We start from the raw sequence: 13,021 nt of genomic DNA, 5'->3' as shown, positions 1-13,021 counted from the left end.
ATGTCTCGGTTGGCTGGGCTAGCCCGCGACACGCGCGCACAGTACGTGATCGTCAACCTGCTGGTGAACTTGCTGTTCATCGCACGCAGTTACGTCTTCATGCTGGTGCTCGATTATCGCGAGCTTGGGCTGGTCACTCTGCTTCAGTCGATCGTCTTGCTACTGGGCCTGCTCCAGTTCGGCGTCCTCAACGGAGCCTATCGCCTGATCCTCTCGGCGGTGAGCGATGAACGGCAGCAGATCGTCGATTTCGTTTACAGCTTCGTCGCAATGCTGGGCGGTGTGGCGCTCGTCGTCGCAGGTGTGGTGCTGGTCTTCGTGGCTCGCCCCGAAGACGGCTGGATCGGCGTGCTGGGAGCGATTGGCGGAACCGCGATGCTGATCCGCAACTGGCAGACCAACCAGCTAATCGCCAGCCAGCACCTGACGCGCCTCAACACGATCAATCTAGGCTCGGCCTTTCTGTCGCTGGCCGGCTTCGCCTTGCTCGACGTATCCCCGATCTACGCCTGCGCCGCTGTCATCGTCAGCCAGCCAATTCTGTTCGGAATCTCCGGCTGGCTGTTCGGGGACACTCTCCGCATGCGCCGCCTGCGTTTTGCGCCCGGCTTGTTGCGCCGGATCATGGCAGCGGGCTTTATCCTCTTCCTCGCCGGCATTCTGTTGCAGGTGAACATCCAGCTCGAGCGATGGTATGTCACGGCAGCGCTCGGCGTCGATGCGCTGGGCCACCTGTTCCTCGCGATCATGGTGGTCACCCTGCTTCAACTCGTTCCTGCCGCGCTGGATGCGATCTTCCTGCCCTCAGCCGTGCGTGCGCATGATACAGGCCACAGCCCATCGCTGAGGAAGGTGACGCGAACATACTTCTATCTGCTCCTGGGATACGTCGCGGTAGCGGCGATCGCGCTCGCTTTCCTTGCGGAACCGGTGCTCGCATTGCTCGCCCCGCGCTATGCCCCGGACCTTGTCTATGCCTACATTATCGCCCCGGGCGCGCTGTTGCTCGCTCTCAGTTCGGCTTTCACACTCGTGTTCAAGGTCCTGATCAGATTTCGACTGCTCCTGTTCGCGTATGGCAGCGGCACAGTGCTTCTTTCGGTCGTGCTCGGAGCGGCCATCTGGCGGGGCGAGCCACTATCGCTCGATGCCGTCGTGACGGCGCGATCGCTGGCGCTGGCCTTGACCGCACTGTTGACGATCGGCGGGTGGTGGCATTTGTCGCGCGCCCATCGAGAGTTTCGATTGATCGACCGCGACCGCTCCGGCAAGGGCGACCGCGACCCGGCGGAGTGAAGCGACCAAATCGTCGCAAGTGCCGGAAATCGTTGCGCGGGAGTTTTCGGATGAAGCCTGTTTCGGCCTGGATCAAACGCATCTTCGGGATGAACCCCATCGGCTGGGTGCAATCCCGGCGGACGATGATGAAGCGCGTGCGCGAGTTTCTCGAGACCTTCCCCGAAGACGACCAATCGGAAGACGCTGACGCCCCGTCCGGCCTCGTCGTCATATCGCCGTGGGACGGCAGCGGAGTGCCGTGGTTCACTCTGGCCACTGGGCTGATGATGGCGCGCAAGGGCGCGCGGATCCGCTTCGTGGTCGACGACGTGATCGAAGGCGGCAACGCGCTGCGCTATCGGCTGGCCATGCCGGCAATCAGGGACGTGATGGCCATCGTCGCCGAACGGTTTGAGGTGATCTATCTCGGCACGGTCGCCCAAGGGCTGGTGGACGAGGACGACGCGGGCGAGATCGAGCGGCTTGCGCGCCTCAACGCCACCTGGGCGCTGCGCGGCGAGATGAAGCGATCCGGACGCGCAGCCATCGTCGAACGCAATCTTCGCGAGGGGATGGATGCACAGGCGCACCTCGCCGGATTGTTCGATCGGCTAGAAGAGGCCTTTGGATCGGTTGCTTTCGTGTTCGTTCCCGGCGGCATCTTCGGCGATTCGGGCTTGTGGGTGAGAGAAGCGCGGGCGCATGGCGTTCGCGTCGCGACGTTCGATGGTGGCGGACACGACGCCATGTTGCTGGCAGTCGACGGGATCTCATGCCAGTTGCAGGATATTCCGCGCGCTTTCAAATGGCTCGTGAGCGACGACGCCACCGCCGAGGATCGCAGCTTTGCGATCGAACAGGCGAAGACGGAGATGGCCTCCCGACGCCAGGGCAAGGATGCCTTCGCATCGCAAGTTTCGCAAACCGAGCGCCTGGAAAGCGAATATGACGGCGCGATCCTGATTGCTCTCAATTCGTCCTGGGACGCGGCGGCGCTGGGCCTCCATCGAGTCTACAAGGATAATACCACCTGGATCGTGGAAACCGCGCGCTATCTGCTCGACCATACCGACCGGCTGGTGGTGGTACGCCAGCATCCGGCCGAACGTCTCGCACTTGCCGCGACCAGCGAGGATTATGGCCACCTGCTGAGCTCCGAATTCGGTGATCATCCGCGACTGCGCTTCATTGCTGCGGCGGACCCGGTCAACAGCTACGAATTGCTCGAAGCTGCTGCCGCAGTGGTCGTCCATACTTCAACGTTCGGCTCCGAAGCAGTCGCTTTCGGGCGCCCTGTGATCACCGGCTCTGCGCCACAATACGCATCGCTGGGTTTCGTCGATTGCGCCACCACGCTCGAAGAATACGAAACGCTGCTTCAGCGTGCGGCCGATGGCGAGCTGAAAGTGAGCGAGCACCGGCGCGAACAGGCATTGCTGTGCTACTATCTGACTCAGCGCTGCAACTGGGTCTTCTCGCCGTTCAATCCGGGCGGCTTCAAGCGCTGGAGCAAACACTCGCTGGCGCACTGGCTCTCGCAGCCCACAGTCGATCGCATGGTCTCCGCGGTGATTGACGACACGCCGGTCGCGCTCCTTAACCATCGCACGCGGCGCGCCGAAAGCGCCTAGCCATCTGGCCCCTCCGATTGCCGCGCGGCGAAACGATTGATAGACGACTGGTCCTTTCCGAGGAGCCCGATCTGTTGCAGCGCGTACCGTTTCCGCAATCGCAGCGGCTGAACCTGCGGCCAGGATCGAACGCCTGAAAACGGGATGCTGTTTTCAACCGGCACATTCTGGCTGTTCTTTCCGGTGGTATTCGCCCTGCTGGCGACGAACCGCTGGCTGCTGCGTTCGGTCCCGGTCCAGAACGGGATCATACTAGGCGCTAGCTACGTCTTTTATGGCTGGTGGGACTGGCGCTTTCTCGGGCTGATCGCCGTCAGCACCCTGTTGGATTACGTAGCTGCGATCGGCATGGAGTCCACGCGCCGGCAGTCCGTCCGCCGCCGCTGGCTCCACCTATCGGTAGTCGGCAATCTCGGCATTCTGGGATATTTCAAATATTTCGATTTCTTTGGCAACGAGCTCAAATCCGCGCTCGTCGCTATCGGCTTCGATGCGAGGTGGGGGACGCTCGATATCATCCTCCCGGTCGGCATTTCGTTCTATACGCTGCAAACGTTGAGCTACTCGATCGACGTTTATCACGGCCGTTTCCGAGCTGAACGCAACTTGCTGCGCTACGCCACCTATGTAGCGTTCTTTCCGCAGCTCGTGGCCGGACCGATCGAACGCGCAAAAGACCTCATTCCGCAGTTCGGCAAATTGGAACGGTTCAGCTGGCCGAGCGCCTATCAGGGGGTCTGCCTGATCATCGCCGGACTGTTCCTCAAGATCGTACTCGCGGACAATCTGGCGCCGTATGTGGATGGCATTTTTGCCAGCTACACCTCCTACAACGGGGGCGAACTGGCCTTGGGCGGGCTCTATTTCACAATCCAGATCTACGCCGATTTCTGCGGCTATTCCTCGATCGCCATAGGTCTTGCCGCGCTCATGGGATTTCGGCTTTCGACCAATTTCGACACACCGTTCTTTGCTCGCTCCATCACGGACTTCTGGCGTCGATGGCACATTACGCTATCGCTGTTCCTGCGCGACTATGTCTATATCCCGACAAGCGGCGCGACCCGCGTTTTCTGGAAGGCGAACCTTGCGGCGATCCTCACGTTTCTCGTGAGCGGTCTGTGGCATGGAGCCAACTGGACCTTCCTCGCTTGGGGCCTGGCCCATGGTATCCTGCTCGTGTTCGAACGCCTGTGGCATCGGCGCTTCGCCATGCGACCGTCCCCCCTCATTTCGATCATCGCATGGGCCTACACATTCGGCGCGGTCGCTCTGCTGTTCGTTATTTTCCGCAGCCCGAATATCTCCGTTGCCGCAGACTATCTCGCGCGCATTGTCACCGATCCCGCACTGCCGCATGCTCAGCGAGGCGGCATGGTTTTCGTGGTCGGATGGCTGGCAGTGGACCTTCTGTGGCGCGGACGAACGCGGCTCGATCGCGGGCTCAACCTCGCTTGGCTCGGCGCAATCCCGCGCGCCGCGGTCGAAACCGTGCTGTTCGCTCTCGCCCTCATCCTCGTCCTCGTGAACGCCGCCAACCGGACCGATCCAAGTGCCTTCATCTATTTCCAGTTTTAAAGCAGCCTCCCACGCGAAGCGGCGGCTGGCCACGCTCGCTATGGTTTTCGTCGCGCTCAACGCGCTGGCGCTGGTGGCGTGGCAGGCGATCCCGTTCAGCCAGGTCAGCGAGGAGCGCTATCTGGCCGCAGCGGCGGACCACATCGCCATGCTTCAGGGAAGCAAGGGCCAACCGGGTCGAGTGGTGCTGCTGGGCGGATCGGGGGTTGCGTTCTCCATTTCTGCCGAACAACTTGGCGAAACCCTGGGACGGCCCGTTTACAACGGCGGCATCCAGGCGAGTATCGGCTTCCGCAATCTGACCGATTTGTACCTTCCGCACCTCGACCCCGAGAAGGACACGATCGTGATCGTGCCCGAGCTGCAGCTTATCGACTTGGATGAGCGCTATACCTCGACCTATTGTGACGTTGTTTTCCTGCTCAAGCGGGTCGATCTGCTGGCGAACCGGCCGCGCTGCGTCCCCCAGATCATCCACCGGACTTGGTCGGAGATTCGTTACCATGCACAAGGTATCGAGGCATCGAACCCGATATATCGCCGATCGGGCTTCAACGAGGTCGGAGATCTGACATCCCATCTGACGGTCGATCATGCCGCTCCGGACCTCCGCGAAAGCGCCCTCACCCCGATCACGAAAGAACGGCTTGCCCGGTTCGAGGCCTATGTTCGCAATACCCTGATCGCCCAAGGGTTCGATGTCGTGGTGATCCCTGCCGCGGTTCCGGAAGCGATTTGCGATCGCGATAGTTCACATTTTCAAAAGATACTCGACAGGCTCGACAGATTGAACGGACCCCGGGCCCTGAAGCCTGACGGCCGCGACTTCTGCTTGGCCGAGACACTGTTCTTCGATGGGGCCATCCACCTTGATGCGGGCGGGAGGAAAATCCAAACCGCGTCGGTACGCCGGTATCTCGGGCGCTTCTTCGAAAACGTGGAATGAAGGATGCTCACTGATCTGAGGAAGAGGCCTTCATCCTGCGCCATAGCTCCGGAAGGTCCGAGCGCTTGCCGCTGCGCAACGCAAGGTGTAACGGCGCTTTGGTCTTATCGGGCGGGTAGCATGGTTCAGTTCCGCATCAGCGGTTTAAAGTCGAGCAAGTACAGCCTCACGGCTATGCCTTCGCGTATGACGGGGTCGGGGTCGCCGACCGCGGACACCGAGCTTTTCACCCCCACTTATGCTCGAGCCGAGCCTTGGCCGGTCAGATGATCGCTCGGAGTGCGCCTCGCATCGGGTTCGCCTTCCGCGACCCTGTCACTCTTCTTCGCCTCCGGCAATTGGCGCTTTTCACCGCCATGCTGCTTTCGGGCGGATCGCTCGCGCTTCCCCGTTTACCGCTGCTTCTCGCTCTGCTCATCTTCTGCTTTGCGCACACCAATCCCATACGGATGTTCCGTCGCGAGTTCTTGCCGGTCTGGTTTGTCCTGTTGGTGACGGGAGGGGTTGCGCTCATCGGTGGCGGCGACGTTCAGGTGAGCGCCTTTGCCGTGCGTTATGCCAACTTCCTGGCGGCGGTGGCGCTGCTGGCGATCTATGTCGACGTCCGCCCCGGAACGATCGCGGACGAATTGTTCCCGATCCTCCGGCTCATGGCTGTCCAGGCCGTCCTGACGCCGGTCCTTGCGTTTTTGCGCCCGGACCTGTTCTGGTCGTTCAACGTCGGCAAAGCGGTCTACGAGACCTTTCTGTACATTTTCACGTACCATGACCTCATCGCCAACGCGACGACCTTCAAACGACCCGACGGCTTCTTTTTCGAGGCAGGCGTGTTTCAGATATATCTCAATATTTTCCTCTTCATCTGCCTGTTCATGCGCAGGTTCTCGCTGGTCAATATCGGGCTCGCCACCCTCGCCGTGATCGCAACGCAATCGACCACCGGCGCGGTTATCCTCGTGATGCAATACGGCATAGTGTGGTTCAGGTGGATCAGGACGACCGGCCGCTGGAGACTGGCCGTCTTGCTCGCAGGGCCGATCCTGCTCGTGCCGATCGCCGCCTACGCGACCTACAATCTCGGCGAGAAGTTTCATGGCCAATTCAGCGGATCGACCGAAGCGCGCGAGTTCGATTTGCGCACCGGTATCAACGTGGCGATGGAAAAACCGCTGACCGGGATCGGGTTCGATCATGAAAAATACCAGGCCATCGCCGCAGATGTTGGCTACCTTGATGTCAGTCTGTCCGCGAAGAGTATCTCCGAACGGACCAACAGCAACGGCCTCGTTGTGCTGCTTTATTCTGTCGGCATTCCGCTTTCCCTGGTGTTCCTGTGGGGCATCTGGCGCCAGCGTCTTTGGCGACCGCGCTGGCTGTTCGCGATGCTGATCCTGCTCTCGATGACATCCGAAGCGCTGGTTTTTTCGCCCTTCATCCTCATGATCGCGTTCAGCGGCTTGCTGATCCCGCCCAGCAGAGAGTCGACGCGATCGAGCAACCCCGAGATTGTGCGTAAACTCCACCGCAAACCGACCCTCACGGGCCGGCCTGGATTTTCCACGACATCGTCGAGCCGCGGCCAGGCCTCGTCGCCGGCGCGATCTCATCCCGGCATTCGAGGCCCGGGCCGATCACGATAGGCTTGGCGCGCCCGCCATCGAGAATAGATTTCAGGCGAGCGCGCAAGAACGATGTTTGCTGCGGTTGGAGAATTGCTGCAGAACCCGACCATGCTCGCAATCCGGCTTCGCAACGCAATCAGTTCCACCTTCCTGCGGCTTGTTTCGGGGCGGTCGTTCGGCCGGCTGGGCAAGGGGAGCCGAATCGTGCGCCCCGTCGGGATCGAGCGCGCCGATCGGATTTTCATCGACGACGATGTGTTCGTCGCCCCGCTGACGGGTCTGCAGGTCTATGATCGTCCCGAGGCCGGACGTCTCGATATAGGCGCAGGCTGCAAGATCGGCCGCTTCAACCATATTTACGCCTATGGCAGCGTCCGTTTGGAGCCGAAGGTCCTCACCGCAAACGGGGTGTATATTTCGGACAATTCGCACCGGTTCGAAAATCCGGATGTCGCGATCATGGACCAGCCGATCGATCCGCTCGCCGAAACCGTGATCGGGGAAGGTAGCTGGATCGGCCATAATGCCGTGGTATTCGGCGCGCGGATCGGCCGTCATTGCGTGATCGCCGCCAATGCCGTTGTGAACCGCAATATCCCGGATCATTGCGTGGTGGTCGGGGTGAACCGGATTGTTCGCCGGCTCGACACCGAGCAGGACATCTGGCGACGGACGCTTGAAGACGGCAGTTTTGCCGACTAGGGCGCGAACCACTCCGGGTCGCTCCGATCCTCCCTCGCGGTCGCGTCGCCCCCGCCATCCGACCGGGCGAGAGGCCGACCTGTCGCCAAACGCAGACGTTCGAGGATACCGTCGATGAACATCCTGATGGTGGCGCTCCACTACCACGACTACACCCGCGCTATCGCCGACGAGTTCGAGCGGATGGGACATACCGTCTCGGTGTACGACATCCAGCCACGCTCGCTGGCGTGGAAAGCGCTGAGCACGCTGTCGCGGCCGATGTGGGAAAAAGCGCTGCATCGCCACCATGCGGCTATCCTGCGTGCGGAGAAGGACAAAACCTACGATCTGGTGCTTTTCATCCAGGTCCACCAGTTGCGTCCTGCCGAGCTCGACGGATTTCGCGACGCCTTTCCCGGCGCGCGCTTTGCGCTCTACAACTGGGACTCGATCGACAACCACGATTACCGGCCCTACGCGGATCGCTTCGACGATATCTACACCTTCGATCAGGGTGATGCGGCCAAATACGGCTACAAATATCTGCCGCTGTTCTGCCTGCGCCAGTTCCAGTTCGAGGAAGATCCGCGCGAGGCCCCGAAGGGCGTCTATTTCGTCGGCAATCTCGTCAAGATCCCGCGCTATCTGATGATCGCCGAGTTTCGCGATTATTGCGAGCAGCGCGGCATCGAGTTCAAGACGCATCTTGCCACCACACCGCCGGTCAAGGCGGCCCTGGTCAAGGCCGGGCACGTGCCCCGCGGCCTCGCCAGCGGACCGATTGCCAAGGAGGACTTCATCGCAATGATGAAGTCCGTCAGCGCGACCTTCGATTTCGCCAATCACCACCAGACCGGTTACACGATGCGGGTAATCGAGAACCTGTGCGCCCGGCGCAAGATCATCACCAGCAATGCCGGCGTAAAGCGCGAGAGCTTCTATTCGCCCGACCGCTTTCATGTGTTCGAGGAAGGTGACGGCTTCGAAGGCGTGGAAGAATTCCTCGACATGCCGCTGGCCGAACCCGAGCGGATGTTCCCCGAGTATCACGTGCAGACCTTTGCCAAGCACCTGATCGACGGGACGTCCCATCCCAATCCGCAGACCTGACGCGATGGCCGATCACGCCGACAAGACCTGCCTGCTGATCCTCCCGCGCACCTTCTACAGCTTCGCGAGAATGTTCGGCAACGCGCTGCGCGAGCTCGGCTACGATGTGACCGAGGCGAACGAGGAATATCCGGAGAACCCCGTCGGCAAGGTCATCGCCAAGCTCGACCTCGAAGTGGCGCGGCGGATCACGCGCCGCGTCGTCAACGAGAGGTTTCTGACGGGCAAGCGCTATGATCTGGTGGTCATCATCAAGGGGCGCGGGGTCGGCAGGCAGCTGGTCGCGGACCTGAAAGCTCATGCGGACAGGGTCGTCGGCTATCATTTCGATGCGCTCGCCTACGACCGCGCGACCGAACGCTGGGCCGAAGGGATCGACCGCGTCTCTACCTTCGATTCGCGCGATGCGAAGGACAAGGGCTGGCCGCTGGTGGAGCTGTTCTCGGCCCAGGCCCCGCCTGCCGAAGTCGAGCCGATCCGGATCGGATTTTCCGCGATCATGCGCAATCATTCCAACCGGCTCGCCTATCTCGACGCCGTGGTCCGCGCGCTCGATATCCGGCCCGAGGATTCGTTCTTCTACATCTTCGAGCAGGACATTCGCTCGCTGGCGTGGAACTTCCTCAAGCAGCCGCGCCTTTATCGCCGCTGGCGCAAACATATCCATCGCACGCCGCTGCCGTACGAGGATTACCGGCGCGTGCTGGCCACGTCGGATTTCACGATCGACTACGCCCATGACAAGCAGACCGGGCTGACCATGCGCAGCTTCGAGGCGCTGGCGAGCGGCGCGAAGCTGATCACCAACAACCCCAATATCGCGCGCAGCCCCCATTTCGACGAGGAGCATCGCGTGGTGTTCGAGCCCGGCGACGATCCCGCGACCCTCGCGCTCGAAGTGGCCGCGCTGAAGGGCAAGCGGCCGACGATCAAATGGCGTTCTGTGACCGATTGTCTGCTAGAAATCATCGGCGAGCGGGAGCCGCCGCAAGCCGTTTGACTTGATCGATTGGGTCATTAGAAGGCCAGCGCAATCGGCGCCGTTGGGTACCGCAAAACAAATACGCCGTTGGGTCGAACTTTAATTCATGAACAATTCGCTGAAACTGGGCATCGTCGGCGCGGGACGGATGGGTATCACCCATTTCTCGATCGCCAATGCGCACGAACACGCCGAAGTGACCGGCGTCGCCGATCCATCCAGGCTCATAACCACGATGCTCGGCAAGTATACCAAGGTTTCGACCTACAAGGATTACAAGGGCTTGCTGAAAGGCGAGCAGCTCGACGGTGTGCTCGTCTGCACCCCGCCCGCGCTCAATCCCGAGATTCTCGATGCTGCGCTCGAGGCGAAGCTCCACGCGTTCGTCGAAAAGCCCTTCATGCTTTCCGCGGGCGACGGCGAACGTTTCGCCCGCGCGTTCGACGCTGCGGGGCTCGTCAACCAGGTCGGCTACGTCAATCGCTGGAACGACATGTTCACCAAGGCCAAGAGCTTCATCGAGCATGGTCTTATCGGCAGGCCGCTGCGCTTTCGCAGCGAAATGTTCAGCCCTACGATCATCCGCGATCCGGGCGACGCGGGCTGGCGCTCGACCCATGCCAATGGTGGCGGCGCGGTCTACGAAATGGCGAGTCATGCGCTCGACCTGATCAACTACATGCTCGGCGCGCCCGACAGGGTCGGTGGCACCAGCCTGACGAAGGTCTGGTCCAAGCAGGTCGAGGACGTGGTCAGCTCCTCGCTGTTCTACGAGAGCGGGCTGGCCGGCACGATCTACGTCAACTGGTCCGATGCCAGTTTCCGCAAGCCGACCAACAAGTTCGAAGTCTTCGGCAGCGAGGGCAAGATCCAGGTCGACCAGCACGGGATAAAGATTTTCCTTACCCGGGCGCACGAGGCGCATGGACTGAAAGAGGGCTGGAACCAGCTCTACATCACCGATGTGTTCTCCAGCGTGCCCTTCTACGTCCGCGGCATCGAATACACCGCGCAGATGTTCGATTTCATCGACGCCGTGCGCGCGGCAAAGGCGGGCGAGCCTGCACCGGTGCGCTGCACCTTCGCTGATGCGAGCGCCAATCTTCGGGTCATCGAACAGCTGTTCGCCGACGGTGCCGCGAATGCCCAGGGAGACGCTGCATGAGCGCCAACGGCCCCATCGACCGCATCGTGTTCGGCGACAACCAGTTCTTCGGCATCAACCACATGAGCCAGGACAAGGCACAGGAACGTGCCGAACGATTTGCCAAGCTCGACAATGTAATGGCTGTTTACGATCACGCGATCGAAGCGGGCATCGAAGGCATCATGCTCAACAGCAATGATCGCGCAAAGGGCATTTGCGACCGATTCCGCGCCGATCCGGACAAATACGGCCATTTGCGCTGGTATCCCTCGATCCCCTATCCGCATAAATATGCGAGCATGGTCAACGATCGCGGCATGGTCGGCGCGGTGCAGGAAATTCTGTTCGCGCAAGGCGCCAAATCAGCGCTCGGCAAGATGCTGAAAGGCGGCATGGCGGTCGCGACTCTCGACGCGGTCAAGCTGATGAAGATGCTCGTCGACCAGGAGATGGAGATCTATCACGATCTCGATGTCCGGGTGGTGTTCCTGCAGAACGTCATCGTCGATCTGATGCTGGGCTACGACGTGGCCGAACCCTTCAAGGCCTATTGCGAGCATATCCGCAAGAAGTACGGCGCCTACCCCGGCCTCATTACGCAGAACCTGCCATTCCTGCGGGCCAAGCTGATCGAATGGGGGATCGAGGATGTCGTCATCTGCGCCTCGATCAACAAGATCGGCTATCTGATGTCACCGGGCGTCGAGGAATATGAGCAGGTACTGGCCGAAAACGACGGAACCAAGTACCCGGTCATGGCAATGTCGACTCTCGCGTCGGGCGCAGTGCCGCCGGCCGAAGCCTACGAATATATAAATCGCCACAATATCCAGTCGGTCGTGTTCGGCGCGTCCTCCCCCGGCAACATCCGGCAGAGCGTTTCGCTGATCGAACCCGAGGGAGCCAGCGCATGAAGGTACTGATTACGGGCGGAGCCGGGTTCATCGGCTCGCGGCTTGCGCTGCGACTCGTCGAAAAAGGTCACGACGTGACCGTGCTCGACAGTCTCCTTGAACAGGTACACGGTGCCGATCCGGAACAATCCGAAGGCTATCGCGCGATTGCCGAAAAGACAGCGTTCATCCGTGGCTCGGTGACCGATCGCGCTACGATGGAGCGCGCACTCGACGGCCAGGAGGTGGTTGTCCACCTCGCCGCAGAAACCGGCACCGGCCAGTCGATGTACCAGATCGAACGATATTCCGACGTCAATATCGGCGGCACATCTCTGATGCTCGATATCCTGGCGAACGGAGATCATGCGGTAAAACGCGTGGTCGTGGCTTCATCGCGCTCGATTTACGGCGAAGGCCGCTATCGCGCCCCCGATGGCAGCTATGTCTATCCGGAGCATCGCGCAGAAGCCGACATGCAAGCGGGCGATTTCGAAGTGAAGCAACCCGGAGTGGATGGCACGCTCGAACTGGTCGCGACCGACGAGGATTCGAAGATCCACCCCAGCTCGGTCTACGGCATCACCAAGCAGGTGCAGGAACAGCTGGTGATGACGGTGTGCCCGTCGATCGGGATCGAAGGCGTCGCCTTCCGCTATCAGAACGTGTTCGGCCCCGGCCAGTCGCTCTCCAACCCCTATACCGGCATCCTCTCGATCTTCTCGAACCTGATGATGCAGGGCAAGCCGATCAACATCTTCGAGGATGGCGAGGAAAGCCGCGACTTCGTGTTCGTCGACGATGTGGTCGAAGCGACCGTGCTCGGCGTCGAGCATCCGGCCGCCGCGAACGAGGTTTTCAACGTGGGAACCGGCGTGCCGGTCAGCGTGATGACCGTTGCGCGAACCTTGTCTCGCCTGCTCGAAGCCGACGTGCCGATCGAAGTCAGCGGCAATTTCCGCCTTGGCGACATCCGCCACAACTACGCGGATATGGCGAAGATCAGCGATCGGCTGGGTTTTGCCCCGCAGTTCGATTTCGAACGCGGCATTGCGCGTCTGGCAGACTGGGCGAAAGCCTCGGGCCCGCAGGAAAGCGCCTATCAGAAGAGCCTCGACGAAATGCGCGAGCGCAAATTGCTAAAGTAGAG

The 13,021-nt window shown here is 61.0% G+C and carries 11 protein-coding genes; all 11 read left to right on the top strand.

Annotated features, from left to right (window positions below; genetic code table 11):
- Positions 1-1,296, top strand: a complete 1,296-nt coding sequence (locus GRI68_RS12005) for a lipopolysaccharide biosynthesis protein (RefSeq protein WP_160617469.1) — start codon at positions 1-3, stop codon at positions 1,294-1,296.
- Positions 1,297-1,346: 50 nt separating this feature from the next.
- Complete coding sequence (locus tag GRI68_RS12000; RefSeq protein ID WP_160617468.1) at positions 1,347-2,909, top strand: capsular polysaccharide export protein, LipB/KpsS family; 1,563 nt, start codon at positions 1,347-1,349, stop codon at positions 2,907-2,909.
- Between the two features lie 144 nt (positions 2,910-3,053).
- Complete coding sequence (locus GRI68_RS11995) at positions 3,054-4,487, top strand: MBOAT family O-acyltransferase (RefSeq protein WP_160617467.1); 1,434 nt, start codon at positions 3,054-3,056, stop codon at positions 4,485-4,487.
- Between the two features lie 40 nt (positions 4,488-4,527).
- Positions 4,528-5,433, top strand: a complete 906-nt coding sequence (locus GRI68_RS11990) for a hypothetical protein (protein WP_160617466.1) — start codon at positions 4,528-4,530, stop codon at positions 5,431-5,433.
- 356 nt (positions 5,434-5,789) lie between these two features.
- A complete protein-coding gene (locus GRI68_RS11985) occupies positions 5,790-7,073 on the top strand; it encodes an O-antigen ligase family protein (RefSeq protein ID WP_160617465.1) in 1,284 nt (427 codons plus the stop codon).
- A gap of 51 nt (positions 7,074-7,124) precedes the next feature.
- On the top strand, positions 7,125-7,757 hold the full coding sequence (locus tag GRI68_RS11980; protein WP_160617464.1) for an acyltransferase: 633 nt from the start codon (positions 7,125-7,127) through the stop codon (positions 7,755-7,757).
- Between the two features lie 114 nt (positions 7,758-7,871).
- A complete protein-coding gene (locus GRI68_RS11975) occupies positions 7,872-8,849 on the top strand; it encodes a CgeB family protein (protein ID WP_160617463.1) in 978 nt (325 codons plus the stop codon).
- 4 nt (positions 8,850-8,853) lie between these two features.
- A complete protein-coding gene (locus GRI68_RS11970) occupies positions 8,854-9,849 on the top strand; it encodes a glycosyltransferase family protein (RefSeq protein ID WP_160617462.1) in 996 nt (331 codons plus the stop codon).
- Positions 9,850-9,937: 88 nt separating this feature from the next.
- Positions 9,938-10,996 (top strand): Gfo/Idh/MocA family protein, encoded by a 1,059-nt coding sequence (locus GRI68_RS11965; RefSeq protein WP_160617461.1) that lies wholly within the window; start codon positions 9,938-9,940, stop codon positions 10,994-10,996.
- Complete coding sequence (locus GRI68_RS11960; RefSeq protein WP_160617460.1) at positions 10,993-11,892, top strand: hypothetical protein; 900 nt, start codon at positions 10,993-10,995, stop codon at positions 11,890-11,892. Before GRI68_RS11965 ends, GRI68_RS11960 begins: the two co-directional genes overlap by 4 nt.
- Positions 11,889-13,019 (top strand): NAD-dependent epimerase/dehydratase family protein, encoded by a 1,131-nt coding sequence (locus GRI68_RS11955; RefSeq protein ID WP_160617459.1) that lies wholly within the window; start codon positions 11,889-11,891, stop codon positions 13,017-13,019. Before GRI68_RS11960 ends, GRI68_RS11955 begins: the two co-directional genes overlap by 4 nt.
- Positions 13,020-13,021: the final 2 nt, after the last annotated feature.

Source organism: Alteriqipengyuania halimionae, assembly GCF_009827575.1.
Classification (GTDB): domain Bacteria; phylum Pseudomonadota; class Alphaproteobacteria; order Sphingomonadales; family Sphingomonadaceae; genus Alteriqipengyuania_A; species Alteriqipengyuania_A halimionae.
This window is presented reverse-complemented; position numbering and strand designations above follow the sequence as displayed.